Below are 25,393 nucleotides of genomic sequence, written 5' to 3' on the forward strand. Positions count from 1 at the left end.
GGAATTCCGGCTCGAATCTGATCTTCAGCCGACAGGCGGATTCGTGATAAACTGCCGGGCTCAGGCCTGAAAATGCGAGGGAGGCAAGGATGCCGTTGTTGGAATGCGTTGATCTGGTGAAGGATTACCCGGGCGGGAAGCGAGCCGTCGACGGGGTGAGTTTCGACATTGAGCGGGGCGAAATCGTCGGTCTGCTCGGTCCGAACGGAGCCGGGAAATCGACCACCTTCAAGATGACTTGCGGCCTCGTCACGCCGACTGAGGGCCGGGTATTGCTCAACGGGAAAGATGTCACCCGCTGGCCGATGTACAAACGCGCCCGGCAGGGCATGGGCTATCTGCCGCAGGATGAAAGCGTCTTCAGCAAGCTGAGCGTTGCCGATAACGTGCGGGCGATTCTTGAATTCATGCCTCTCAGTTCCCGCGACCGGAAACACCGCATCGATGAACTGCTCGACCAGTTCGGTCTGCTCGACAAGAAAAAGCAGCTGGCCGGAACCCTCTCGGGCGGGGAACGTCGCCGGCTCGAAATTGCGCGTTGCCTGGCCAGCGACCCTGAACTGATTCTGCTCGATGAACCGTTCACCGGAATCGACCCGGTCACAATCAACGGCATTCAGGATATCATCTACGATCTGCGGGACCGCGGCATCTCGATTCTGCTGACTGACCACCGCGAACGTGAGACGCTGACGATCACCGATCGAAGCAACGTCATCTGCGCGGGCCGCGTGCTCGTCTCCGGCGATGCGGAAACCGTGCTTCGCGATCCAATGGCTCAGCGACTGTACTTCGGAACTCGCTTCGATGCCGAATCGATCATCGAAGAGAAGGGCAACTTCCGAGCCGCAGAGAAACTCCGCAAGCCTGCGTAAGATCGACTATTCGTTAGGAAGCCCCGCGTGCTGAGATAGCCGTCAGACGTATCTCAGCACATTGTGCGGTCGATGCCGGGGTACGGCTACGCCTCTCCCGGCTGGCAGGGTTCCTGTCCGATCAGGTGCCCCACCTCAGTGGACCTTCATCACCACGAGGGTGCAGTCGTCGGCCTGACGTTTCTGACCGCTGAATTTCTCCAGTTGCTTCACGACGGCTTCGACGATGGTTGTCGTCGTCAGATCGCAACGCCCGACAATGGCGCCGAGTCGATCGACGCCGAACAGGCTGTCGTCCAGGCCATGCGCTTCGACGATTCCGTCGGTATAAAGCACAACCCGGTCTCCCGGCGAGAGCTGCTCGGTCGCATCGATGTACGTGATATCCTCGGCGATGCCGAGCGGCATGCGACCGGCACCATCGAGGGTGCTCACATTGGCTTCTCCACAACGACGGCGGAGAGGCGGATTGTGTCCGGCGGACGAGTACGTGATCTGCCGCGTCTGCGGGTCATAGATGGCGTAAAATCCCGTCACAAAGATCCCGCTCTTGGCGGTGAACCGCTGCGACAGGTGCTGATTCAGGTGATTCAGGAACTCGCTCGGCGGCTCGTGCGACCCGGTGTAGGTGTGGGCGATGGTGTGCATGATCGACATCACCACAGCCGCCGGCGTCCCGTGCCCGCTGACATCGGCGATAAAGATTCCGACTTTCCCGTTCGGCAGCGGGAAGAAGTCGTAGTAGTCGCCCCCGGCTCGCTGCGAGGTTTCGTAATAGGTGGCCAGTTCGAGGGTCGGGACACGCGGGATCTCTTCAGGCAACAGGTTGCGCTGGATGTCACCAACGGTTTTCAGTTCCCGGTCAACCGACTCGTACGCCTTCTTCAACTGGCGGGCCAGAATGAGGTTCTGGATGGCGCGACCGAACAGATTCGACAGCCAGACCAGCGCCGGCAGCTCTTCCTGAGAGAACCCGTTCCTGCCGTACTTGAGACCGACAATCATGTGTCGAGCCACGCCGTTCTCGAATAACGGAATGGCGCGGAGCGAGCCGATCTCGTGCAGATACGGCAGATCTCCTTCGTCCACAACAGGATCGAGGTCGTTGATGATCGCCGGCTGTCCGTCCAGGCACAATCTCTTCAGGATTCCGGACGTCAGCGGGTGGAACCGATGGGTGTTCCCCCACGGATGAATCGGGTTTTCCCAGTCGTCCATCATCGCGGCTTTGACATCGCCGGCGTCTTCGTCGGTCAGCGTCAGCATCACCGCTTTGTCGACGGGATAGATCTGACGAATGCGAGTGGCGTACTCGCGGAAAACGTCGTCGGGGTCATCATGAACGCTGATGGCCCGCATCATCTCCAGGATCTCGGAAAGCTGGCCTGAGAACGCGAATGAATCCATGGGAGGAGTCAGTTCGTCCAGTTCCATCGGCTGTTGGCTCATTGATTTTCTCGCAAGTCGAAGGCTGCCATTTCGCGGTGATCGCGTACATAAACGATCCCCTCCGCCAGCGCCGGCGGGTTCCAGACTTTGGTCGCATTCGGCAGAACAGTCATGGTCGCCAGTTGCCGAAACTCGACGGGATCAGCTGCCACAATGTTTAACGTGCCATCTTCCGCCAGGATCACCAGAAGTTCGTGGGTCATCAGCATCTGACCATGTCCATATCGCCCCTCTTTCCAGCGTTTGTCGCCGGTTAGAGGATCGATGCACATCAGAATGCCTTCATCGAGACCGAAAACGTGACCGGAGTGATAAATGGCATTGGCGAACTTGCTGCGAAGCACGCGCGTGTCGTGCCAGACCCTGGTGACGGTCCAGTTGTCCTCTTTTTTCTGGATATCAATGAGAGCACTCCCCATTCCATACGAAGCTGAAATAAAGAGGTGGTCACCATCGTCGAGCAGAATCGGCTGGGCGGCGTTTACGCCGGCTCCATTCTTGTGCTCATAATTCCAGAGCCGCCGGCCGGTCAAAGGTTCGTAGCTGCTGACGCCAAATCCGTCGAACATCACGATTTGCTCGACGCCGTGAATGATCATGACATCCGGCGAGCTGTAGCCGGCGTAGCTGGTTGGCAGTTCGTCGCTGTATTCACTGATCCCTTCGGCTTGCCAGACAGTCTTGCCGGTTTCGCGATCGAGAGCAACGAGTCCGTCGCCGACCGGTCCGCCGGCGTTCACGATCACCATGTTCTGATAAATCAGCGGGCTGGAGGAGATTCCCCAGACGACGTTCGGGATCTCCAGGTCTTCCAGCAGATTGCGGGACCAGACCGGTTTTCCGGTCCAGAAATCGAGGCAGAGGACATCGCCGCTCGCTCCGGCGGAGTAGACCCGGCCATCGACCACGGTCGGCGTGGTCCGGGGACCGAGTCCTCCCATGGCTTCGTAGAAGCGGGCTTCATAAGCGTGAATCCATTTCAGTTGACCGGTTTGTGTGTCGTAGCAGGTGACCGCTTCCTGTGTGTCTCGCTGTTCGAGCGTGACCAGCGAATCTCCCACGATGGCCATCGAGGCATAACCCTCGCCGACATCGGTTCGCCAGAGTTCCCGGGGCGGATTCTGCTGCCAGTCGGTCTTCACGCTGGGCCCGACGACAATCCCGTCCCGATTCAACCCGCGATAAGCCGGCATATCGGTAGCCGTGACGACGAATTCTTTGTCGTCTCCCGCCAGTTCCGCGGTCTGGACTTCCTGAAGTTGGGCTTTCGGTTCCCAGCGATAGACGAAATCGGCGTTCATATCGCCGTCGAATTCGACCGAACGGACCGAAGCCGCCCAGCCGACGCCGACGAGAATCAGCGGAATCATCACGGTCAGAACTGTTCGCCGGGAAAAATACGAGAGGCAGCAGAACCAGAACGCCAGCAGAATTCCCAGGGAGCCGATCAGCGACACGGTGAGAAAATTGACGATCGCCCGTCCCTGCAACGGATCGAAGAGAAATCGCGCCCAGATCAGTCCCAGGCCGATAATGACGATCGTTGAGACCGGCATGCCCCAGACGCGATACCAGTTGCGGCGGCTCGGCTGGGTGGCCGATGATTCAGCATTCCCATCAGCGTCCGGAGAAGCAGAGGATTCCGTGAGCGACTCGTTCATCAGTGCAGTCCTGGGGGTGATCTGTTACGAGTGCGGGGTGGTCAGGGTGACACACGTTCCGAACATCGTGTTCGAAGGGCAGCCGCACCGATTGACCGAACGATTTTAGACCGGCTCGAACCTCCCGGAAACCCCCAAAAGAAGGATCGCTGCCTGCGACTCCGGTTTGTGATCAGTGGTTGTTGATGCGACTCGGGATTTTCGCCGGGCCGGATGAAGTTATGATGGGGATTGCGAACTGAATCCGGGAAGTTGTCGTTCCGCCGACCTTGCAACGTGAGATGCGAGGCGGAACAATGGCCGATGCGGTCTCCAAATCTCTTCTCTAGCGGAAACGCAGCTGTGAAATTAAGCCAATTGCGAAAAGCCGTTCTTCCGAATGCCCGTCGGGAGTATCCTCTCTACGGTCCGGAAGAGCTGCAGAAGCTGCGTCGGGCGACCCGCTTCAATGCCCGGCTGATGGACGAACTGCGAACACATGTGGCTCCCGGAATTCGAACCAGCGAACTCGACGAGATCGCGTTCGTGTTCACCCGGGATCACGGTCACACGCCGGCCTGTCTGGGCTACAAGGGCTATCCGAAGTCGATCTGTACCAGCATTAACGACGTCGTCTGCCACGGAATTCCCGACGAAACCGAACTTCAGGACGGCGACATCGTCAATCTTGATGTCACGACCATTGTCGATGGCTGGTACGGCGATCAGTCAGAGACATTCCTCGTCGGGGAAGTGAGCGAAGAGGCGCGAGCCGTGACGCAGGTCGCCTTCGATGCCCTGTATGTGGGGATTCGGGCGATCGAACCCAATGGCACAGTTTACGATATCGCCAGCGCAATCACACGGTATGCGGAGGAGCGGGGCTTCGGCGTGGTCCGCAACTATCAGGGACACGGTATCGGACAGGCCTTCCACCAGGAACCGGGCGTGCCGCATTATCCGCATGAGTCCACGCGAAGAAATGTGATCGTTCCCGGCTGTTCGTTCACAATCGAGCCGATGATCAACGCAGGCCGGCCGGAGACGGTCATCGAACGCGACGGATGGACCGTGCGGACGAAGGATCGTTCGCTGTCAGCTCAGTTTGAGCATCAAATCTACATGACGGAAGCCGGTCCGGAAATTCTGACGATGACTGAGAATGGCCCTCAGGAAGGGCATCAGTTCTAGTTGGACTTCAGCCGACCGCACTTGCGTTGAAACTCTTTCGGGCGCCCAATCCCCCTTTGATCGAACATTATGAACGAACATATCGAGATTGATGGAGTTTCCCTCCATCTGTCCCAGCCCGATACCACAGCCAGTCCCTGGATCGGTCAGGCGGAAGTTCTCAAGCAGATTCTGGCCTGCTGGCTGGTCGTCGACAAACTGGACCTGCCCCTCGCGCCGCGACTGGTCGGAACGCCCGGAATCGGCAAGACCACGCTCGCACTCGCCGCGGCTCGTGAACGGCAGCAGTCGGCGTTTATCTATCAATGCACCGCCGATACCCGGCCGGAAGACCTGCTTGTGACGCCCGTCCTCGGCGAGAAGGGAACGATTCAGTATCACGCCTCTCCGTTAGTATCCGCGATGCTCACCGGCGGCGTCTGTATTCTGGACGAAGGCAACCGGATGAACGAGAAGTCCTGGGCTTCTCTGGCTCCGCTGCTCGATCATCGACGCTATGTGGAATCGATTGTGGCTGGCATCACCATCAAAGCTCATTCTGAATTCCGCTGTGCCGTGACGATGAACGATGATGAATCGACGTTCGAGATTCCGGATTACATCCTCAGCCGTCTGCAGCCGACACTGCTGTTGACCTATCCGTCTCGCGAAGACGAAATGAACATCCTGAAGTATCATCTGCCTTTCGCCGACGATGACCTGCTGAACCTGACCGTTGAGTTCCTGCAGAAGTCGCACGAGCTGAAACTCGACTTCTCGACCCGCGATGGACTCAACGTACTCCGGTATGCTCTGAAGCGGATCGCACAGAATCCGGAGCATCCGCTGGCGAAAGACACCGCCTGGCGCGAAGCACTGGAATGCTGCCTCGGCGATGAAGCCATGGACCTGGAGTCGCTGGCCAAACGCAAGAATCAGTCCCTCGGCGGCAATGTCCTGCCGATGGGCCTGGGCGATTTCTTTTTCGATCCCAACGATCCGCTTCATCCCGACTTCGATGACGACGATGACGAAGATGATGACGACGACTTCGACGACGAAGATTAAAGCATTTTCAGGCTTATCCTGCAGTCGCGGGGCGCCAATCCCATGCTGAGTTTGCTCGAGAGCCTCGGTTCGGCTCACGGCCAGTGAGAGCCGCAGCGGCGAAGCCCGGTGATCGATCGCCGATAGAGATACGTCTCCACCCGAAGCTCGTCGTGGGGCGCTTCGAGCTGAACCGTGAGCCGTCGGTACAAGTCCGCGGCCACACCTTCCACTTCATCGAGGATCGGCCACAGATCGGGCTCGACTTCGTACAACTCGCCCTGAACGCTTTGTCCTGTCTCGTGGCGAACCAGAGCAGGGTACTCGCCGACATCAAACAGCAGATAGCCCGGCTCGGTGCGAGCGGTATCGATGAATCGCGCTCCCTGCATGTAATGAGCGCGGCAGAAGCCTCGTTTCAGGGTTCCATAGACGAATACATACTCACTCACGAACGTTTCTCCACCGTTCTGTTGTCGACCGGGCGCGTTTGTAGCGATTGTAACGAATCGCGAATCGGGGCGAGATGGCCTCGACCTGTCCTGTCCTGAGTGTGCTGCCGGCAATTCTTAAAATCCGTGTCGTGATCACGACACGGCCTGCTTTTGGACTCACTGCCGATATCAAAGAAGTTCGATACGCGCTTATGGTACGACGGGAAAAGTCGCTCTCGTCGGGACCGCCTGCGGGATTGCTCCGTTCGTTCCGATCCCTGCACACGGAACTGGTGTGCAAATCGACACGGTCGGCAACCTGCCAGAGACGATTCACTCGGGGCCTGTGAATTGTCAGTACTCCCAGGGAAGGGAGTCACGATCTGTCCCCATGAAGAAGACTGGTCGGGCCGATGCGGCTGTCTGCCCGTCTGGAGTATGCATCAGTGCTTGGAACGATTGAATCATTTTATCAGCGGCACAGCCGGCATCTGCTGGCGGCGTTGATCCTCACGTTGCCATTCCTGGTCTACGAAGCCGCCCGCATTCCGACGAATAACGACGTCGAAACCTGGCTGCCGGCTCAGTCTGAACTCAAGCAGCGGTACGATCGATTCCGGGAAGACTTCGGCAGCGAAGAGATGATTGTTGTCGGCTTGAAGAACGGAGCCGATGAGGAACGACTCGTTTCCGCTCTGGCCAATCGACTCGAACAGGTCCCCGGCGTCCGCCAGACCTGGGACTCGACTCGTTTCCGACAGATGATGGAAGAGTTGCAGGTCCCCGAGCCAACCATTCAGGAACGCCTCGTCGGGATGACCGAGTCGGTTGATGGCGGTTTCCTGGCGATTCTGGTCCTTCTCAATGAAGACGGGACCGCGGCTCGTGAGAAAGTGGTCGCCGGGATTCGACAGGAGCTGGAGTACTGTCAGATTCCCCGGAAGCAGTATGCACTCGCTGGCGGCCCGGTGATCGTTGCGGAGCTCGATCGGCTCGGCGGACAGAAGAACAACCGCAAGTTCTTTATGATGACCCTGCTGCTCGGGTTTCTGCTGTTGCTGGGAATCGTACGCGACTGGCGGGTCAGCTCGGCGATGATGCTGCTGACCGTATGGGCGATTCAGGCGACGACCACTGGTGTGAAGTGGTTTGCCGGGGAAATGAACTTCATTCTCGGCGCCCTGCCGGTAATGGTGATGGTCTTCACGCTCGCGATCGCCATCCACTATCTGCACTACTACGATGCCGTGCGACGCAAGCCGTTTGCCGTCGGGCGAGGTTTGCTCGCGGCATTACGCCCCTGTCTGTTCGCAACGCTGACCACGACGATTGGTCTGGCGAGTCTCGGCTTGAGCGACATTATGCCGGTGCGGCAGTTCGGTTACGCCGCCTCCCTGGGATGCATCGTGGCCATGCTGACCGCGCTGACGGCGATGCCGGCGATCGTCGTCGCGTTTGGTTTCAAGGGATTCGGCGAAACGCGCCTGCTGGAGTATCAACGCTCGATCTTCCGGGGCATTTTGCGGCATCGCTACGCCTCCGTCGCGATCCCGCTGATCATCGTTGCCGGGACGGGAATCGCCGTGCCGGAGCTGCGCAGCCGCCTGGAACCGCTCGACTTCCTCCCGGCCGCCAATCAGGTTCTTACCGACGTCAAGGAAGTTCAGAACCGGCTCACGACCCTGGACTCGATCGAGATCGTGATTGATTTCGACGGTCAGGAGGATCACTTCCTGAATCGGCTCGATCGCGTGCGGAAGATCGAAGCGATCGTGGCCCGGCATCCCTGGGTGCGGCGAACATCTTCGCCGGCCAGCTTCTTCCCGACAGTCGACGAGATGCCGGAATCGACGCACGAAATCGGCTCGTTGCTGAAAACCGCCAAGTCGCGGGCCGGGGAAAGCGACTATCTCGCCTGCGGACAGCGATTCTGGCGGATCTCCGCTCGTATCGAGCCGGAAGCCCGGGAGCATCAGGCGGAGATGGTCGAAGAGCTGCGAAGTCAACTGGCCGGCTATTCCGTCGTACTCACTGGACTCTCCCCGCTCGTGAAGCAGGCTCAGAGTCAGATTTTCGAAGGGTTCTGGTCCAGTTTCGGAACGGCGTTCGTCATCATCACCGCTGTGATGATGCTGGCGCTGCGATCTGTCACGACCGGCCTGTTCGCCATGATCCCCAACCTGACCCCGCTGTTGATGGTGTTCGGGCTGCTCGCCTGGTGCGGAATCCCGATCGATATCGGGATGATGATGACGGGGAGTATAGCACTCGGAATTGCGGTCGACGGGACGTTCCACTACCTTGTTCACTACGAGAGGGAATTCCGTTCTGATGGAGACTCGCCGCGGGCATCTGAATGTGCTCTGGTGCATACGGGGCCGGCAATTGCCGAAGCAGCCGTGATTGCCGCCATCGGAATGCTGGCGCTGGGATTCAGTCAGTTCGCACCGACATCGCGCTTTGGATTGCTGATGTCGGGCCTGCTGATGGCGGCTCTGGTGGGCGATTTGGTGTTGTTGCCGGCCATGCTGGCACTGCGGCCCTCCCGCCGACGAAAGGCTCAGCCGGAACCGGTCAGTCAGGAGCTCCAGCTCAAGGGGCCGCACAGAGCGATGGTTTCCTCTTCCCGTAGGTCGGCAGTCCACTAAAATTGAGGGACTTCCGCAAGGCTGCGGCCTGGCGACGACGACTGGCTCCCGGGACTTGAGGCGAATTCCGCTTTGGGTGGCAAATCCAGCGAGTCGGGCCGAATCAACAAGGATCGTGCCGAAAATCAATCCTGTTCCCCGTATGCGCGAACGTTTCGCCTGTTCGCGGCCGAATTCAATCGACAATTTATTGACATCCGCCCGGTTTGTCGGAAACTTGTTACATTGGATAGAATAGAGGCCATGGGACACTTTGAATGATCAACGCGACGAAACCTGACGCACAGTACCTGCTGCTCACCGGAGCCACCGGCCTTCTTGGTCGTTACCTCATGCGTGACCTGGCTTTGGCGAATGTTCCGCTGGCTGTGGTGGTGCGCCCGTCGCGGCGACAATCGGCTCAATCCCGGGTCGATGCCATCATGAGCTACTGGGAATGCGAGCTCGGTCAGGAACTCGCTCGCCCGGTCGTCCTGGAAGGCGAACTCTGCGAAGATTCTCTGGGGCTGGAAGCCGACGACATTCGCTGGGCGATCAACAATTGTCGCGGCGTGATTCACAACGCCGCTTCGCTGTCGTTTGTCAGCACGGGGCCGGAAGCCGAGCCCTATCGCTCCAATGTGGGCGGCACGAAGAATGTGCTCCGCTTCTGCCAGGAAGCAGGGATCCGGGAGTTCCATCACGTCTCCACCGCTTACGTCTGCGGGCTTCGCAAGGGAAACATCCTCGAATCCGAGCTCAATGAGGGGCAGGAATTCGGCAACCCTTACGAAGAGAGCAAGGTTCAGGCCGAAGAAATGGTCCGTTCAGCGGACTTCATCGATTCACTCACGGTCTATCGCCCGGCCATTATCGTGGGAGATTCCGAAACCGGTTTCACCAACACGTTCCATGGGTTTTATGCAGCCGTGCAACTGGTCCATACGCTGGCCAAGAACAACGAGAAGGGCCGCGAAACCGGCTTCGCCGACTCCTTCCCGACCCGCGTGACGTTGAGCGGAACGGAACGCAAGAATTTCGTTCCCGTCGACTGGGTCTCGGCTGTGATGGCACATATCCTGTCACACCGCTCGCTGCACGGAGACACCTACCATCTGACTCCGCGGAACGCCGTTCGCGCCAAGACAATTCATTCCGTACTGCAGGCCTCGACGCGTTTCTTCGGCTCGACGATGGTCGGAGCCAACGCCGAAGTCCCCGATCAAACGGAAATGGAAGGCTTCTTTTACGAGCACATCCATATCTACAACTCCTACTGGCGCGACGATCCAGTCTTCGACAGCTCGAATACCCAGCAGGCCGCCCCGCATCTGCCGTGTCCGCACATGGATTACAACATGCTGCTGTTCCTGGCGCGGCAGGCCATTGAGATGAACTTCAGCTGGCGGGATAAACCGCTGGTTAAAGAAACCTCCCGACTGACAGTCAACTCCCGCTAATCAACCGCCAGGCGGCCGCTTGATTCGAATCCGAAGCGTGACTGCGAGCGAAACGGACTTGGCACGCACGTCTGGTTCTCGACCGCCCGCCTGCGCCTGCCCGGGTGCTCAACCGGTTCTCAACAACACCGGCTGGTGTTCATTCAAATCTCATCTTCGTCCACGTGAGATTGTCCGGACGACTCGCTACCATGGGATTTGCAGACCATGCCGCGAATCGCGGCTTCCGAAATAGTTGAGCGTGAGCAGGAGAAGGTGATGTCTGATTTCCGTACCGAACGAGACTCGATGGGCGACGTCCAGGTTCCCCGGAACGCCTACTATGGGGCCCAGACGCAGAGAGCCGTCGACAACTTTCCGATTTCGGGCTGGACGCTCCACACCGATCTCATCCATGCCATGGGCCTTGTGAAGTTCGCCTGCGGCATCGCCAATCGCGATCTCGGCAAGTTGACCGGAACCGGCAAACGACCGCTCAACGACAAGGAAGTCGAAGCGATGCTCAACGCCGCCCGAGAAGTGGCCAATGGCAAGCACGATGACCAGTTCCCGATCGATGTCTTCCAGACTGGCTCCGGCACGTCGAGCAACATGAACGTCAACGAAGTGATCAGCAACCGAGCCATCGAACTTCTCGATGGGGACCGCTTTGCGGCCGAAAAGCCGGTGCACCCCAACGATCACGTCAACATGGGACAGAGCACGAACGATACGTTCCCGACCGCGATCCATGTCGCCGTGGCGATGGCAATTCGCAACAAACTGATTCCCGCGCTCAAGAAATTCCACGAGTCGCTGGCGAAGAAAGCCGAAGCCTGGGACCAGATCATCAAAATTGGTCGAACGCACCTTGCCGATGCGACCCCGTTGCGGCTCGGTCAGGAGTTCGGCGGCTTTGCCCGTCAACTTCAGTTGAGCATCGATCGAGCCGAGGCGGCTGTCGGAGCGGTTCTTGAACTTCCGGTTGGCGGCACCGCTGTCGGATCGGGAATCAACACACATCCCGAGTTCGGCGATCACGTCGCCACCGCGCTGGCCGAGGAAACATCGATCCCGTTTGTCGAAGCCGAGAATCATTTTGAAGCCAATGCACAACGGGACGGACTCGTCGAATGCCACGGGCATCTGCGGACGATCGCTTCCACGCTGTTTAACGTGTCGAACAACATCCGCTGGCTCGGTTCCGGTCCGCGATGCGGCTTCTATGAAGTCCAACTGCCGGACCGCCAGCCGGGCAGTTCGATCATGCCGGGCAAAGTGAACCCCGTGATGTGCGAAAGCATGATGCAGGTCGCTGCCCGCGTGATGGGGAACGATCAGACGATCACTCTCAGCGGAGCCGCCGGCGGCAACTTCCAGCTCAACATCATGATGCCGGTGATGGGACAGACGACGCTCGAAAGCGTGAACCTGCTCGCCAGCTCCGCCGATGCCTTCGTCGAGTTCTGCAGCGACGACATGGAAGCCAATGAAGAAGCCTGCGAACAGATGGTCGAACAGAGCCTCTCCATGGTTACCAGCCTGAACCCGTACATCGGCTACGAAAAGGCCTCCAAGCTCGCCAAGGAAGCCTTCAAGTCCGGCAAGACAATTCGCGAACTCTGCACCGAACAGCAGATCCTCGACGAAGCGACGCTGAACGAAGCCCTCGACCCGATGCGAATGACCGAACCCCACGCCGACTGATTGAACACGCCTCAACTCGGGTGACCCGGCCGCAACAAACGAACGTGTACTCGATGGGTGGCCCCGAAAGATTCTTTCGGGGCGGCGCAGCCGTGGGAGTACGGGATTCGACGCGGGGAATCACTGAACCCGGGAGACGTTATACAGCCGCAGACCTCAGACAGGATCCCCGTCAAACGGCATCCTCCTACGGCTACGCCGCCCTGATAGCACAGCTATCAGGGCCACCCCTTCCAATCCCAGCCTACGGTCCATGGATGGCCTGGCCGCAACAACGGCCGGGTCGAGCAGCGACAAGAGGCTGCACCATCGACGTCCATTAGCAAGGAAACGATCGCGGTCTCGATGGGTGGCCCCGAAAGATTCTTTCGGGGCGGCACAGCCGTCGGAGAACGGGATTGGACGCGGGGAATCACTGAACCCGGGAGACGTTATACAGTCGCAGACCTCAGACAGGATCCCCGTCAAACGGCATCCTCCTACGGCTCCGCCGTCCTGATAGCAGACCCGCCGGGGCCCTTCGAATGCATCGGCTTTACTCAGCCACCCCGGGCGTGCGGATCACCAGCAGGCGGCGTTCGGTCATGTCTTCAATGGCGTAGCGAATCCCTTCCCGGCCGTGGCCGCTGTCCTTCACGCCGCCATAGGGCATGTTGTCCACACGCCACGAGGGGATATCACCGACGATCACCCCGCCGACGACCAGCTCATCCCATGCGCGGAGCATGTGATCGATACTGCGGGTGAACACGCCGGCCTGCAATCCGTAGCGGCTGTCGTTCACCTGAGCCAGCGCCTGCCCGAAGTCAGTGAACCGGGAGAGCACCGCGACCGGGCCGAACGCTTCGTCGGCACAGATCGGCAAATCCTCCGGCACGTTCTCCAGCAGAGTCGCTTCGACCATCACGCCCTCGCGATTGCCGCCGCATAGCACGGTGGCTCCATGATCGACCGCCTGATCGATCCATTTTTTGAGCCGCTCGCCGTCCGATTCACTGATGACCGGGCCGATGAAGGTGTCTTCATCGCGAGGATCGCCCATCTTCAGTTGCTTTGTCTTCGCGACGAGTTTGTCACGAAAGCTCTCGTAGACCGACTCATGAATCAGAATCCGCTGCACGCTGATGCAACTTTGTCCCGACTGATAAAAGGCTCCGGTGATGATCCGGTCGACGGCGTCATCAAGATCCGCATCTTCATCGACAATACAGCCGGCGTTGCCCCCCAGTTCGAGGACGACCTTCTTCTTCCCCGCTTTCGCCTTCAGATCCCAGCCCACTTCGGGCGAGCCGGTGAAGCTCAACAGTTTGAGCCGCTCGTCGGTTGTGAGCAGTCCAGCCGCTTCCCGATCACAGGGGAGAATCGAAAAGGCGCCGGGCGGCAGATCGGTTTCCGCCAGAATCTCGCCGATGAGGATCGCTCCGATCGGCGTACGGCTGGCGGGCTTCAACACAAACGGACATCCAGCCGCGATCGCCGGGGCGACTTTATGAGCCACCAGATTGAGCGGAAAGTTGAACGGCGAAATAAAGGCACACGGCCCGACAGGCACCCGCTGGTCGAAGCCGCGATAACCGGCGGCTCGCTCGGAGATTTCCAGGTTGTGCACCTCGCCGCCAATGCGAACCGACTCTTCGGCAGCAATGCGGAAGGTATCGATGAGCCGCGTCACTTCCCCGCGGCTGACGCTGATCGGCTTGCCCGCTTCGCGACAGAGACTGAGCGCGAGTTCTTCCGCGCGTTCCTCAAACCGCTTCACGCAATGCTGAAGAATCTGCTGGCGCACATACGGTTTGAGCCGCCGCATCGGCTCGGCCGCCTCGGCAGCGGCGGCGATCGCCCGAGCCAGCGAGCCCGAATCGGCCTGGGCGACCTTCGCGATTACCTCGCCGGAATACTTGTCTTTGACCTCCAGATCGGTGTTCGGCTGCTCCGGCTCGTTGGCCAGAAAGTACGGGTAAGTCTTCATGAGTCTGCTTCGCCTTCCGTCGCTCAGGACTCTGGCTAATCGAGTTCGCGGGATGTGCCTTCGATGTGTTCGAGGCCCCATTTGACGATCGACCGCAGGACCGGACGAAGAGCTTTGCCCTTCGCAGTCAGCCGGTAGGCATCGCGGCCGGGAATCGAGGTTGAGGGGTATTTCTCCACGATACCATGGTCGACCAGCCGGGCAAGACGGTTCGAAAGGATATTCGTCGCGATCCCCTCCGGAGACTTCTGGAACTCGCTGAAGTGCGACTTCCCCAAGATGAGATCGCGAATAATGAGCAGAGTCCACTTATCACCAATCACGTCCAGCGTGCAGGAAACGGGACAGGGAGATCGTCGCTGGTCATCCATCATTGTGAATTCTTGAGATTGTGAAATCTTGAAAAAGCGCTGTTGCCAGACCGAGGGTAACTTGCATAATGCAAGCGTTACGATACTTGCACTTTGCAAGTATCGATTTCTCTCTTCCGCGGTAAAGGGTGAACATGTCGAATTATAGTGTATTTGACGCCGGTCAGTGGCAGAATCTGGAGCAGCACGTGTTCGAGTACGGCCCGATCAAGGCGCCCGGCAAAGTGTTTCTCAGCGAGAAGGTCGACTCCTCAGGCTGCGAGGTTTCGCTGAATCGGCTCGAAGCCGGACAGAGTTACCCCTTCCTGCACAGGCACAACAAGCACGAAGAAGTCTTCATCGCGGTCTCCGGTCGGGGCGACATGCAGGTCGATGGCGAGATCATCCCGTTTAACGAAGGGACCGTGATCCGCATCGCCCCGGAGGGCGTACGCTCGATTCGGTCGGGAGCCGAGGAGCCGCTCTGCTTTCTCTGCATTCAGGCGACGGCCGGTTCCCTCAGCAGCCGGTTCATCGGCGACGGCGAAACCGTGCCGGGCGAAGTTCGCTGGGATGGCCCGGTGATGGCCGGCTGATCGAACGGGTTACGGCCTGGCCTGCCGACGTTGCGGCAGGCGGGCCTCGACCTGTTTCAGATAAGCATTGAGTTCTCTGCGCAACTCTCGCGCCTTGTCGGGATGCTCAGCTGACAGATCATGCTGCTCGGCCAGATCGTTCGCGAGATCATACAGCTCGACGCGATCTTCTTCGTAAAACTGAATCAGCTTCCAATTACCAGAGCGGATCGCCGAATGGGGCCGGGTCTGGCTCGTGACGAAATCCCCCACGCCGATCTCCTCCGGGCAGTCAGCGAATTTCTTTTCGGGATGATAATACGGAAAGTGCCACACCAGCGGCTGTGACCGGTTTACGTCCACGACCTGCCCTGCCATCAACGGCAGTAGACTCACGCCGTCGGCTCCGTTCCGCGGTTGATCGGCGACATCCCGGAAGGTCGGCAGCAGATCGCAGCCGTGGACCGGGACATCGCATTCGACGCCGGCTTCAATCCTGCCCGGCCAGCGGGCGATCATCGGCACGCGAATGCCCCCTTCATACAGATTCCATTTGCTGCCTCGCAGCGGAGCGTTTGTCGTGTAATTCGGATGCCCGCCGTTATCGGAGAGGAAGACGACCAGCGTGTCGTCCGCCAGATCGAGCCGATCGAGCTCGGACAGCACGCGCCCAACCAAATGATCGAGCGTCTCGACCATAGCCGCGTATTCGACTCGAATCTCCTTCGAACCCTCTGGAATCAGCTTCCGATACTTCTCAATCAGCGACTCGCTGCGGGAGTGGACGGGATCGTGGACGTAATACTGCGACAGATACAGGAAGAACGGTTCGTCCTGATGCCGGTTCAGGAACCCGGTCGCCTTGTCCACCAAAGTGTCGAGCGGGAAATCGCCTTCCTTCACGGGAGTCGACTTCAGGCCTTTCTTCTTGCCATAGACATACGGGTGACTGCCGAAGTCAGAGTCTCCTTCAGCGAAACCCTGTTCAAGCGGCCCATGCGTCGGCGACCAGCCGAGGTATCCCTGATGATGCCGGCTCACGTGCCATTTGCCGAAGAAGCCGGTTGTGTAGCCGCACTCGCTGAGTGCTTCGCCCATCGTTCGTTCTGAAAGTGGCAGGTCGAGCGTGAAGGGAGGCGACTGTAGCGGGACATCGAAGTCCTGCCCGCCGGGATCAGACTTGGTGACGAACTCAAAGTGCAGGCGAGCCGGGGTCTTGCCGGTCAGAATCGCCGCCCGGGACGCCGAGCAGATGGGAGCCGGGGCGTAGGCTTGCGTGAACCGCATTCCCTCTTCGGCAAGTCGATCGAGGTGCGGCGTCTGGTGATACGGATGCCCGTAACAGCCGAGATCGCTCCAGGAGAGATCATCGGCCAGAATGAAGACGATATTCGGAGCCGCCTGCAATGGGGCGGCCGTGACGATGAGCAGAAGGAGAATCAGCAGAAGTTGTCGCACGAAACCTGTTCCAGCCTGAGGAGAATTCACCGCAGAGCCGGAACCGATCACGCATCAGCCGTGCACTGCGTTCTGAGCACGGTTCAATGTTAACAGACTGACCTCGGGCCGACAGCGAATCCGCAGGGGATGCTTGCCGGAGACGCCACGCGAAACGTGCAGCGTCGTCCCCTGCTCCTGAAAAACGCCATCAGCATACCGCACGCCGTACCAGCTGGGGGAATAGACCGGGCCGAGTAGAGGCAGCTTGACCTGTCCACCGTGGTTGTGACCGGAGAGCATCAGCTGCACATTCTGCCGGCGGGCATCGGCGATATTGTCCGGACTGTGACTGAGCAGCAGACGGAACACATTCTCGGGAACGCTCTCGAATGTAGGCGCCTCCCCCATCCAGGGGCGTTCGTCCCCGGCGATTGCGATCACGTCATCGGGATTGTCTGGACTGGAAATAAACTGCGGCTCTTCCGCACACAACGTCCAGCCGAGTTCTTCCATGCGGCCGCGAATCGGATCGCAATTGTGATGCCAGTCGTGGTTGCCGAGGATGTAATAACACCCGAGTGGAGCCGAGAGCGTGCCGAAGGTCGTATTGATCCAGTCGAGCTTCTCCTTCCGGTCAATGAGATCGCCGGTGAAGACAATCAGATCGGGCTTCCAGAGCTGCATCTGCTTGAAGACCGCCTCATAGAACGGGAGATCAATCGTTCCGAGAAAATGCACATCGCTGACGTGAAGCACCCGCAGCCCGTCGAAAGCGGCTGGCAGCGTGGCGAACTCAAACTGCTTTTCATTGAACTCCGGCGCGAACGCCTGGTTCGCCGGCAGATTGACCAGCGACTGATACGGCCCGTCTCCAATCGGACGATGCCCGAGCTGGAGTTCGACATCAACCACTTCACTGCGCGTGAGTTGATACCCGGGTGGTTTTCGGCGGACGATGCGATGAAAGAAACGGAGACCGAGAGCGAACAGGCCCATCGCGGCAATCACCCAGGGAATGCCCCAGAGTCCCAGTTCGATCTGCTCCAGCGTATCGAGCCGCGATCGTTGCAGCAGAATCGGCAACCGGAGCAGACTGAGCAGCAGGATGAACGGCCCCGAGACCATGGCCAGGTCGTGCGGAATGCGAAACCGGTCGAGGATTTTCGAGCGGACGCGAAGGCTGTAAAGCCGATTGGCGTAGCTGGACCAGAACCAGGCGTTCCCGAGAACGCCGCCCGCCAGTAACGCCAGTGCAGAAAACGGTTCGATCATCAGTGTCACAATCGGCATCAGGGCGCCCACGTCTCCATTCACTCACAATCCGAGCGGTTCATCTATTCTAAGCGGCTCGAGAGGTTGTCGAGGGCGATTCTTCTCCGAAGGCCGGCATCGTGGCGTGTCCCTCGGCGGCAATGCCGTCGCGACGCACCACAGTTTCGACCGTCTTCCAGAGGATCCACAGATCGAACGAAAACGAACAGTGATCGACATACCAGACGTCCATCGCCAGCCGTTCGTCCCAGGGAACGCCGTTGCGGCCATTCACCTGAGCCCAGCCGGTGATCCCCGGCAGAGTTTCGTGACGGCGAGCCTGATAGTCGGAGTACTTCGGAAGGTACGAAACGAGCAGCGGGCGCGGGCCGATCAGACTCATGTCGCCGCGAACAATGTTGATCAACTCCGGCAACTCATCGAGACTGCTGGAACGCAGGAACTTGCCGAACTTGGTGAGCCGCTGATCATCCGGCAGCAGTTCGCCGCTGGCATCGCGGGCGTCGGTCATCGTGCGGAACTTATACATCGTGAAGATGCGGCTGTCTTTGCCGGGACGCTTCTGCTTGAAGAGTACCGGACGCCCGAGAAAGACAGCAACGAGGCCGGCGACGGCCACCATCACGGGAGCGGCGACAATCAGAACGAGTGTGGCCACGTAGGCATCGAACAGACGCTTGCCGTAGCGACCGTAGAACGTGGAACGGGGATGTTTCGACATGATTCGGCCCCTGGGTTTCCTGATGAAGTTTTGAGAATAAGACTCTGATTAAGCGGCACGCTGGTTCGACGCTGCCGGTATCGCTTTCGGCAACGGCAAATCCCGCAACCAGAGATGTTGTTCGTAGAGATCAGCCCAGTGTTCGAAAATCACGGAGGGCTGGAAGTTCGTGAGTGCACGCAGCCGCCCGTTCTCGCCGTGCTGGCGACTCAACAGGCGATCCTGCAGATATCGTTCGATGGCATTAGCCAGTCCGGTCACATCGCCGAGTTCGACCAGCGTTCCGGTTTCGCCATCCACGACCGCGTCCTTCGTGCCGGTGGCCCGGTACCCGACTACGGGAAGCCCAGCCGCCGCTGCTTCCAGAGGAACGTTCGGGAAGCCTTCGCGATAGGATGGAAAAGCCAGCAGGTCGCAGGCGGCGTAGTAGTTTTCGGGATCTTTCACGAAACCCGTGACATGAATATGCGGATGATTCCTGAGCAGATCGCAGGTCGTTTCGGCCGGCGGGGCGTTGTCTTCGATACCGCCGACGAGCAGCAGGTGCAACTCGCGGGGAGTCCGATCGGCAATCTGCATGTAAGCTGCGACGAGATCGTCAATTCCCTTATCGACCACGAGCCTTCCCACGAAACCGATCACCGCCGACTCGGCGGGAATGCCGAGTGATCGCCTGAGTTTGACGGCATGAGTGGTTCGAGCCGAAGTGGCCTCGAAGACATCGGCTCGAACTCCGTTGGACGATCCATTTCCCAGAACGCGAATCTTGTGCTCTGATGTCAGTCGGCGCTGGAGATAACATTCCCGCAACGATTCGGAGACGGAAACGATCTCCTGCGCACAGGCCGCGGCCAGCCATTCGGTCGAGTCGAGCAGCCAGCGGGTCAGTCCGGTCGAAGTTTCTGAACGGAGTCCGCGGAGCAGATACAGACGAATTGGCACCCCCGCCAGACGAGCGGCCAGCATGCCGATCAGTCCGCCCTTCGGTGTGCTCGCGTTGACGATCTGCGGCTGAATGGTGCGGAATAACTGAACCATTTGGAACAGCGACTTGAGATCCGCTTGAGGCGAGATGGCTCGACTGAGTGGAACCTCGTGAATCTGAACGCCGTCTCTGGCCGCAATCTGTTCCAGCCTCGCATCGGGATTGCAGACCACGTGGATCTCGTAGCCGAGATCACGGAAGTACGCCAGCTGCCCGGTCCGAGACAGGAACGCTTCCACGGTCTTGGCATCAGTCACGACGTAGGCGAGACGGATGGGAGACTCTGAGGTTGTCATGGGGAGGTCCAGACGTCAGCGGGTCAAAGCAGGATTCGGCAACGAACGATGCTGCCTGGAACTGAAGTACAAGGTCGCCAGACCTTTCACGATTCGACTGGCAACGGCGACGACGACGAGAAAGGCGATCAGCTGTTTCGAGAAGCTAATCATGCGATAAATGTCGTTGCGGTGAATGTAGAAGCACCACCACGGCATGAAACTGACGAAGAACACCTGCACGAAGTCGTACCGCTGAGGCATCTGGCTGATGAAGATGACGAGTACATAGCCGAGGACGAAGATCCCGACGCCGATCATGCCGCCATAGGCATAGCCTTCCGCCCAGATGTTCGAAGCCATGCCGTAACCGACATCACCAAACAGTTCGTAGGTCGCGGTGTCACCGAATGCCGCCTGGCTGGACGTGATGCCCGAACTGATATTCGACATCACAATCAACTCGAGCCGTTCCCAGGCATCCATGCGATAATCTTCCTCGATAACGACATTCAGGATGTGCTGAATGGCGACCGGTTCCGATTTGATGAACGCATCGGTTCCCTTCTCCGACATTCGAGCAGAGGCGCCGTCGAAGTCGCCCGCCTTCAGAAAGATGTAGCAGGTTTTGTAAAGGAAGATGAAGCTCGTAAACAGAACGATCGTGATACAGATCTTCTTGTGCTTGATGAGCGGATTGACGCCGCGGCGGGCCAGCCAGATTGTCATCGCTCCGATGACGCCAATCGCCAGCTGATTACGGCTGCCGATGAACAGAATCCCCAGCAGAGACGCCAGGTTAATCAGCGCGAGAAGATAGCGTTTGTAATAGACCGAGATGATGAACGCCGTCGGAGCACCCATCAGCCAGAGCAGGTGATACGGCGTAAACGTCCTGGCCATCTCGTGCTTGTTCTGGGCCAGAAGAGCGGATCCCGAGATCTTGAGCGCGAGATAGAACCCGACCAGCTGAAGAATCGTGGCTGTGAGTGCGTAGTAGTTATCGGAAATCGGCTTTCGTTGAACCGGACGCCCCGGAACAGGCAGCCGGGAAACGGAACGCGACGTGTGGATTGTCTCGTGGTCGCGGAGGATCGCGGCATACCAGATGGCCCCCATCACGAGAGCCATCACGAAGTAGCAACCGGCCGAGACCCGCAGACTGTCGATTGGAATACTGGTTTCGCCGAGGAGACCGGCCATGAAGTAGATCGCAGCAGACGCGAACGCGACACAGAACCAGTCGGCCTGGCGACGTGCCGTCGTGAAATAGAACAGTCCACCGCACAAATTGGCGATGTAGAGTCCTTTGCAGATCAACATGAACATCATGATGTGACTTCCGCCTTCGCTACGTAACAATCACTCAGGCTGCTTTTCGCAGACCCGTTTCGACTGGGGCCTGACCGGTCCATAACTGCTGATAGATGCGGCTCGATTGAGTGACATTCAGTGGGCCGGCTGCGAACTGATTCTTCAGCTCTTGCCGAAACGTCGTGTCTTTCGACTGCAGCCTCAACTCGTGAAGCTTCTGCACCCAGACTTCGTTGTCTTCAGAGAGGGAACACTGCACGACGCCGGGCATGTACGTCGAGAGTTCGTCGACAATTGGAAGTTCGCTCGTCAGAACCGGAGTTCCCTGGGCGATGGCTTCCCAGATCACATTGGCACATCCTTCGGAGACCGACGTAAAGAGCATCAGATCGGACACGGCCATCAGCGTGCTCACGTCCTGTCGGTTACCGAGCAGATGCACGCACGATTCAAGCCCCAGCTCGTTGATCACCTTCTGGATCTCAGCGAAGTTGGTTTCGCTTTCGGGATAGCCGTGCGTCCCGCCCGCGAACAGCAGATGTCCCGCTTTGAAGTCCCGATACATGTGAGCGAAGATCTGCAGGGTGCGGATCTGATTCTTAATCGTGCGGAAGTTTCCGACGTTGATAATAATGGGACTGCTGTCCAACCCGAGCTCTTCCCGGACGGCCTGTTGCTCACGAGCCGTGGAACTCTGCTGGGGAAAGCCCTGGTAAACAACGCGACAACGGTCGTCGCTCCGCCAGTCCGAAACACAGGCGTCGAGCGTGCCTTCACTGACAGCAACGATGTTGGTCGCGAATCGCTTCACGAGCCACTTCATTGTTCCCGAGTACAGCTTGCCAATCAGCGACTTTTTCTCCAGGCAACGCATGTTGTGGTACGACGCCATCCGTTTCGGTACGCCGGCCAGCCAGGCCATCAGCATCACGATGCCGGAGAACAGCGTGAGCTGACAGTGCACACAGGTCGGTCGTTCGTGACGCAGCAAAGCCCAGAACCGGAAGACGAACTTTCTGTCCATCGGCAGGTAGTGAATCTGGCTTCCCAGATCGCGGACGGTTTCATCGAGTTCAGACGGCTTACCACAGAGGGCGACGAAGTCGACCGCGACCTGTTCGCGATCCAGAGCCCGAACGACATCGACGGCTCGGACTTCAGCTCCACCCCGGTTGAGGCTCCACAGAACGCGGAGCACCTTGGCGGGAGCGGCGGAGGTTTCCGGGCGAGCGGCGGCAACAGATGACATCAACAATCTCCTCGCGGGTTTAACCCGCCGCTTCCAGTGTTTCGGCGTAGCGGGACTTCAGGAACTGCCGTTTCTCGGCTGGTCCCATCCCCTTCGTTCCCAGGCTGGCATCGGCTGCCTTCGACAGATACGTCTCCAGATCCCGCAGGTGACGAGCCGGGTTGCCGCCATAGACGGCATTCGATGGCAGGTCTTTCGTCACGACCGAACCGGCGGCGATCACGACGTTGTCGCCGATGGTGACGCCCGGCAGCAGAATCGCGTTCATGCCAATGAAGACGTTGTTCCCGACGCGGATCGGCTTGATGACGTCGAGCTGCGGCATCGTCCCTCGCCCAACCCAGACTGCCCCGTCGTGCGTGATGAAGCGGACGCCATCAGTGATCTCGACATGGTCGCCGATGGAAACCAGGTAGGGCTCGGAACCGAACGTTCGCGAGTTCACGCCGATCAGTTTGCAGTTTTGACCGACGCGCACTCCCAGGTGACGGGCGAACCGCTCGCGGGACAGCAGAAGCAGTCCGGTCTGAAATAGCTTTTCGAAGAGTCTGTGAATCCTGCGCATTGGTCGTCCTTGTCCACTTACAGGAGTTTCAGGCCGCTGAACGAACCGGCTCGACGATTCGCTGTTCACATTCGTTCGCAGCCGACTGCAGGCCGCGAACCTGTTTCGAGATGATCCAGCCACTCATGACGAGCGAAGGGAGTTTGCCGATCGCGATGCTCATCAGCGCTCCGGTCAGCCCCCAGGCGGGAATCAGGCACAACGAAACCGCGATCACCAGCACGAGGGAAGATCCCTGCAGCCAAAGGATCTGCCGGCTGTTCCGGAAAATTGACATCACCACCGTGGCCAGGCCGGTCACGTTGTTCACAATCATGGAAAGAAAGACGCACGTCAGATCGAATCGCGTCGCGCCGTTCTGGCTCATTTGAAGTACGGGATCAAGCGGTCCATACGCCAGCAGGCAGATCGTCAGAATCGACAACCCAATTGCGACATCGACTGCGAGCGCGAACCGCAGCAGTTTGGAAGTCGAAACGCGATTGGCAGCCGCGACGGCCTGGGTCAACGGTCGTGCGAAGGCTTCGTTGACTGCGCGAGTCACGTTGGCACCAATCAACGCCAGTCGCGACAGAATCACGAAAGCGGGAATCAACTCGACCCGCCCGAGACCGGCCAGCACATATTGAGGGGTATTTCCGACCAGCGAGGCCATCAATCCACTCGCTCCCAGCGGGAGTCCGAGGCGAATCAGATTCTTTTCGACCGGTTCCTCGGAAGTGATCGAAGCTCCGTCGGCTGCTTCTGGTGAACCGGCTCGCGTAAGCTTCCACGCCAGTTGAAACTCATAACAGAGTGAAAGAGCCAGACGAGCCACCGCAGTCGCCGCGAGAATCTGCCAGAGTGACCACTGCAGTTGATAACCGCAAAAAGCCGTCACGCCGATCATTACCGCTGCGTGCATCCATCGGGAGATGGACAGGTAGCGGTAGCGATCCTGCTGCTGAAAGTAGCCGTAACAGGCATCGGAAGCATTCTCCAACGCTCGCAAAGCCATAATCGGCACGGCCACGGCCAACACGGCGAGGTCCCACTGAATCGCGAAGACGGTGACAACGAGCGCAGCCGTTGCCGCATGGGAGATCGTGAAGTACCGCAAATGAGCGGCTGCTCCGTAGCCTCGATCCGGAGCCGAGGTCGCGAGGATCCGGCGCTGCTGGAAGGAGGCCGCCAGGAAGAAGGGAGCAATGAAGGCGACCTGCAATGCGTATCGCCCCGCCGCCTCTGCCTGGAACAGATGCGTGATGATTAGGAACTGGACCAGCAACGCGGCCGACGCAATCACGTTGGCCACGAGGATCAACAGTGCGTTGATCCCGAGCGAACGAATTGGCAGTGAACCGGAAGTCATGACGGGCCTTTCCGCAGCCGCATTCGGGTGACCAGATGCAAAGCTGGGGTTCAGGCCGCTTTGGCCAGGTTTTCGTGCACGTAGTTATTGAAGCTGGCCACCGGATACAGGATCGGCCCGTAGCAGGTCGCGCGGTTGTCCGACATCCAGCTGGCATCGTAACGCGGAGCGATGCGATAGGCTTCGCCTTCGTTTCGCTTCATCGACTGGCTGCCAAACAGTTCGTGTCCCTGCGGCGGATGACTCAACTCGAGTGAGTTGGCGTCGCGTCCCAGGAACCCGAGAATCCGCGACATCTCCTGCTCGAACTGGAAGACGAGCCGCTCGTGAGAGACGATGCAAAACTTGACCGGTCCACTGGTCAGCGTCCGCACGGCTCGACGGTTATTCACCATCCAGCGGTATGCGTCGGCCAGGTAGCTGTGATAACCCGGCGGGTATTTCCCGGTTGCATAGCGGACTTTCTTCCACTTCTGCATCGAGTAGCACCAGGCGCGGAAATCACGAATCAGCAGAATCACGCGAACGTCTTCGGTCTGGACCAGTTCGTTATCGACATAGTTGCGAAGATGCCCACCGGCCACCTTCGACGAATCGATGAGGACCTGCTCGGGATAAGAGGCATCGAAGTGCCCCATCAACTCCCGATAACAGTCAGCCAGGGGAAGACCCTGAATCCGATTCAGCAGCGGGTTCCAGAATTCGCACGTTTCCCGCGGCTCTCCGCAGGAACAGGGCGACTTGTCGTGAGTGCGCGTGTTGCCCGCCACGCGACGTGCCTGATCGTAAGGATCTTCGCGCTGAAGCGACGCGTTCTTGAGGACGCGCTCGATTTCACCGAGACTGACCATGCCCGTCTGGGCGGCCAGAACCTGTTGAAGAAACGTGGAACCGCTGCGCGACAGCGACTGAATATAGATGAGCTTCATGCTCGTCGTA

Annotated in this window: 21 protein-coding genes; 7 read left to right on the plus strand and 14 right to left on the minus strand. The window is 58.9% G+C overall.

From position 1 onward, the window contains the following. Positions 1-89: 89 nt before the first annotated feature. Positions 90-875, plus strand: a complete 786-nt coding sequence (lptB, locus tag L1A08_RS05315; protein ID WP_238755043.1) for an LPS export ABC transporter ATP-binding protein — start codon at positions 90-92, stop codon at positions 873-875. A 135-nt stretch (positions 876-1,010) separates the two neighbouring features. On the opposite strand, the gene L1A08_RS05320 is transcribed toward lptB, so the two are convergent. Next, positions 1,011-2,324 (minus strand): PP2C family protein-serine/threonine phosphatase, encoded by a 1,314-nt coding sequence (locus L1A08_RS05320; protein WP_238755045.1) that lies wholly within the window; start codon positions 2,322-2,324, stop codon positions 1,011-1,013. Continuing rightward, complete coding sequence (locus tag L1A08_RS05325; RefSeq protein ID WP_238755047.1) at positions 2,321-3,985, minus strand: PQQ-binding-like beta-propeller repeat protein; 1,665 nt, start codon at positions 3,983-3,985, stop codon at positions 2,321-2,323. The genes L1A08_RS05320 and L1A08_RS05325 overlap by 4 nt, the downstream gene beginning before the upstream one ends. 342 nt (positions 3,986-4,327) lie before the next feature. Here L1A08_RS05325 and map point away from each other — a divergent pair, with 342 nt between their 5' ends. Continuing rightward, positions 4,328-5,155, plus strand: coding sequence for a type I methionyl aminopeptidase (gene map / locus L1A08_RS05330; RefSeq protein ID WP_238755049.1), 828 nt, complete (start codon positions 4,328-4,330; stop codon positions 5,153-5,155). A gap of 69 nt (positions 5,156-5,224) precedes the next feature. Further along, positions 5,225-6,202: an AAA family ATPase gene (locus tag L1A08_RS05335; protein ID WP_238755051.1), complete on the plus strand. Its 978-nt coding sequence runs from the start codon at positions 5,225-5,227 to the stop codon at positions 6,200-6,202. 74 nt (positions 6,203-6,276) lie between these two features. Here L1A08_RS05335 and L1A08_RS05340 read toward each other — a convergent pair whose 3' ends face one another. Continuing rightward, on the minus strand, positions 6,277-6,633 hold the full coding sequence (locus tag L1A08_RS05340; RefSeq protein ID WP_238755053.1) for a gamma-glutamylcyclotransferase family protein: 357 nt from the start codon (positions 6,631-6,633) through the stop codon (positions 6,277-6,279). 428 nt (positions 6,634-7,061) lie between these two features. Here L1A08_RS05340 and L1A08_RS05345 point away from each other — a divergent pair, with 428 nt between their 5' ends. The 3 genes from L1A08_RS05345 to L1A08_RS05355 all read left to right on the plus strand — a co-directional run bounded on the left by L1A08_RS05345 (position 7,062) and on the right by L1A08_RS05355 (position 12,388). Continuing rightward, a complete protein-coding gene (locus tag L1A08_RS05345; protein WP_238755056.1) occupies positions 7,062-9,263 on the plus strand; it encodes an efflux RND transporter permease subunit in 2,202 nt (733 codons plus the stop codon). A gap of 257 nt (positions 9,264-9,520) precedes the next feature. Continuing rightward, the gene (locus tag L1A08_RS05350) at positions 9,521-10,702 is read left to right on the plus strand and encodes an SDR family oxidoreductase (RefSeq protein WP_238755058.1); all 1,182 of its coding nucleotides are present in this window, start codon (positions 9,521-9,523) and stop codon (positions 10,700-10,702) included. Positions 10,703-10,960: 258 nt separating this feature from the next. Further along, positions 10,961-12,388: a class II fumarate hydratase gene (locus L1A08_RS05355; protein ID WP_238755060.1), complete on the plus strand. Its 1,428-nt coding sequence runs from the start codon at positions 10,961-10,963 to the stop codon at positions 12,386-12,388. Positions 12,389-12,923: 535 nt separating this feature from the next. Here L1A08_RS05355 and L1A08_RS05360 read toward each other — a convergent pair. Further along, positions 12,924-14,357: an aldehyde dehydrogenase family protein gene (locus L1A08_RS05360; protein ID WP_238755062.1), complete on the minus strand. Its 1,434-nt coding sequence runs from the start codon at positions 14,355-14,357 to the stop codon at positions 12,924-12,926. A 35-nt stretch (positions 14,358-14,392) separates the two neighbouring features. Next, entirely contained in the window at positions 14,393-14,731 is a 339-nt protein-coding gene (locus tag L1A08_RS05365; RefSeq protein ID WP_238755065.1) for a winged helix-turn-helix transcriptional regulator, read from the minus strand. A 131-nt stretch (positions 14,732-14,862) separates the two neighbouring features. On the opposite strand from L1A08_RS05365, the gene L1A08_RS05370 reads away from it, so the two are divergent. After that, on the plus strand, positions 14,863-15,303 hold the full coding sequence (locus tag L1A08_RS05370; RefSeq protein WP_238755067.1) for a cupin domain-containing protein: 441 nt from the start codon (positions 14,863-14,865) through the stop codon (positions 15,301-15,303). A 9-nt stretch (positions 15,304-15,312) separates the two neighbouring features. On the opposite strand, the gene L1A08_RS05375 is transcribed toward L1A08_RS05370, so the two are convergent. From L1A08_RS05375 to L1A08_RS05415, 9 genes are read right to left on the minus strand one after another with little or no spacing between them, the layout of a single operon-like run. After that, positions 15,313-16,740 carry a sulfatase gene (locus L1A08_RS05375; RefSeq protein WP_238755069.1) on the minus strand — a complete coding sequence of 476 codons (1,428 nt, stop codon included), beginning with the start codon at positions 16,738-16,740 and terminating at the stop codon, positions 15,313-15,315. A 54-nt stretch (positions 16,741-16,794) separates the two neighbouring features. Further along, positions 16,795-18,012 (minus strand): metallophosphoesterase, encoded by a 1,218-nt coding sequence (locus L1A08_RS05380; protein ID WP_238755071.1) that lies wholly within the window; start codon positions 18,010-18,012, stop codon positions 16,795-16,797. A gap of 49 nt (positions 18,013-18,061) precedes the next feature. After that, positions 18,062-18,715: a sugar transferase gene (locus tag L1A08_RS05385; protein ID WP_238755073.1), complete on the minus strand. Its 654-nt coding sequence runs from the start codon at positions 18,713-18,715 to the stop codon at positions 18,062-18,064. Between the two features lie 48 nt (positions 18,716-18,763). Continuing rightward, positions 18,764-19,996: a glycosyltransferase family 4 protein gene (locus L1A08_RS05390; RefSeq protein ID WP_238755075.1), complete on the minus strand. Its 1,233-nt coding sequence runs from the start codon at positions 19,994-19,996 to the stop codon at positions 18,764-18,766. 15 nt (positions 19,997-20,011) lie between these two features. Next, on the minus strand, positions 20,012-21,307 hold the full coding sequence (locus tag L1A08_RS05395) for a hypothetical protein (RefSeq protein ID WP_238755077.1): 1,296 nt from the start codon (positions 21,305-21,307) through the stop codon (positions 20,012-20,014). 34 nt (positions 21,308-21,341) lie between these two features. Continuing rightward, a complete protein-coding gene (locus L1A08_RS05400) occupies positions 21,342-22,538 on the minus strand; it encodes a glycosyltransferase (protein WP_238755079.1) in 1,197 nt (398 codons plus the stop codon). Positions 22,539-22,557: 19 nt separating this feature from the next. Continuing rightward, positions 22,558-23,103, minus strand: a complete 546-nt coding sequence (locus L1A08_RS22705) for an acyltransferase (RefSeq protein ID WP_261362728.1) — start codon at positions 23,101-23,103, stop codon at positions 22,558-22,560. Positions 23,104-23,131: 28 nt separating this feature from the next. Then, entirely contained in the window at positions 23,132-24,454 is a 1,323-nt protein-coding gene (locus L1A08_RS05410) for a lipopolysaccharide biosynthesis protein (RefSeq protein WP_238755081.1), read from the minus strand. A 50-nt stretch (positions 24,455-24,504) separates the two neighbouring features. After that, positions 24,505-25,383 (minus strand): sulfotransferase, encoded by an 879-nt coding sequence (locus L1A08_RS05415; protein WP_238755083.1) that lies wholly within the window; start codon positions 25,381-25,383, stop codon positions 24,505-24,507. Positions 25,384-25,393: the final 10 nt, after the last annotated feature.

The sequence above is a fragment of the Rubinisphaera margarita genome (assembly GCF_022267515.1).
Lineage (GTDB): Bacteria > Planctomycetota > Planctomycetia > Planctomycetales > Planctomycetaceae > Rubinisphaera > Rubinisphaera margarita.

Bases quoted from the DNA above. Each gene is read 5' to 3' on its own strand.
- L1A08_RS05320 (WP_238755045.1), bottom strand. From the start codon at position 2,324: ATGAGCCAACAGCCGATGGAACTGGACGAACTGACTCCTCCCATGGAT.
- L1A08_RS05385 (WP_238755073.1), bottom strand. From the start codon at position 18,715: ATGTCGAAACATCCCCGTTCCACGTTCTACGGTCGCTACGGCAAGCGT.
- L1A08_RS05355 (WP_238755060.1), top strand. From the start codon at position 10,961: ATGTCTGATTTCCGTACCGAACGAGACTCGATGGGCGACGTCCAGGTT.
- L1A08_RS05370 (WP_238755067.1), top strand. From the start codon at position 14,863: ATGTCGAATTATAGTGTATTTGACGCCGGTCAGTGGCAGAATCTGGAG.
- L1A08_RS05360 (WP_238755062.1), bottom strand. From the start codon at position 14,357: ATGAAGACTTACCCGTACTTTCTGGCCAACGAGCCGGAGCAGCCGAAC.
- lptB (WP_238755043.1), top strand. From the start codon at position 90: ATGCCGTTGTTGGAATGCGTTGATCTGGTGAAGGATTACCCGGGCGGG.
- L1A08_RS05395 (WP_238755077.1), bottom strand. From the start codon at position 21,307: ATGATGTTCATGTTGATCTGCAAAGGACTCTACATCGCCAATTTGTGC.
- L1A08_RS05410 (WP_238755081.1), bottom strand. From the start codon at position 24,454: ATGACTTCCGGTTCACTGCCAATTCGTTCGCTCGGGATCAACGCACTG.
- L1A08_RS22705 (WP_261362728.1), bottom strand. From the start codon at position 23,103: ATGCGCAGGATTCACAGACTCTTCGAAAAGCTATTTCAGACCGGACTG.
- L1A08_RS05390 (WP_238755075.1), bottom strand. From the start codon at position 19,996: ATGACAACCTCAGAGTCTCCCATCCGTCTCGCCTACGTCGTGACTGAT.
- L1A08_RS05400 (WP_238755079.1), bottom strand. From the start codon at position 22,538: ATGTCATCTGTTGCCGCCGCTCGCCCGGAAACCTCCGCCGCTCCCGCC.
- L1A08_RS05335 (WP_238755051.1), top strand. From the start codon at position 5,225: ATGAACGAACATATCGAGATTGATGGAGTTTCCCTCCATCTGTCCCAG.
- L1A08_RS05415 (WP_238755083.1), bottom strand. From the start codon at position 25,383: ATGAAGCTCATCTATATTCAGTCGCTGTCGCGCAGCGGTTCCACGTTT.
- L1A08_RS05350 (WP_238755058.1), top strand. From the start codon at position 9,521: ATGATCAACGCGACGAAACCTGACGCACAGTACCTGCTGCTCACCGGA.
- L1A08_RS05325 (WP_238755047.1), bottom strand. From the start codon at position 3,985: ATGAACGAGTCGCTCACGGAATCCTCTGCTTCTCCGGACGCTGATGGG.
- L1A08_RS05365 (WP_238755065.1), bottom strand. From the start codon at position 14,731: ATGATGGATGACCAGCGACGATCTCCCTGTCCCGTTTCCTGCACGCTG.
- L1A08_RS05380 (WP_238755071.1), bottom strand. From the start codon at position 18,012: ATGCCGATTGTGACACTGATGATCGAACCGTTTTCTGCACTGGCGTTA.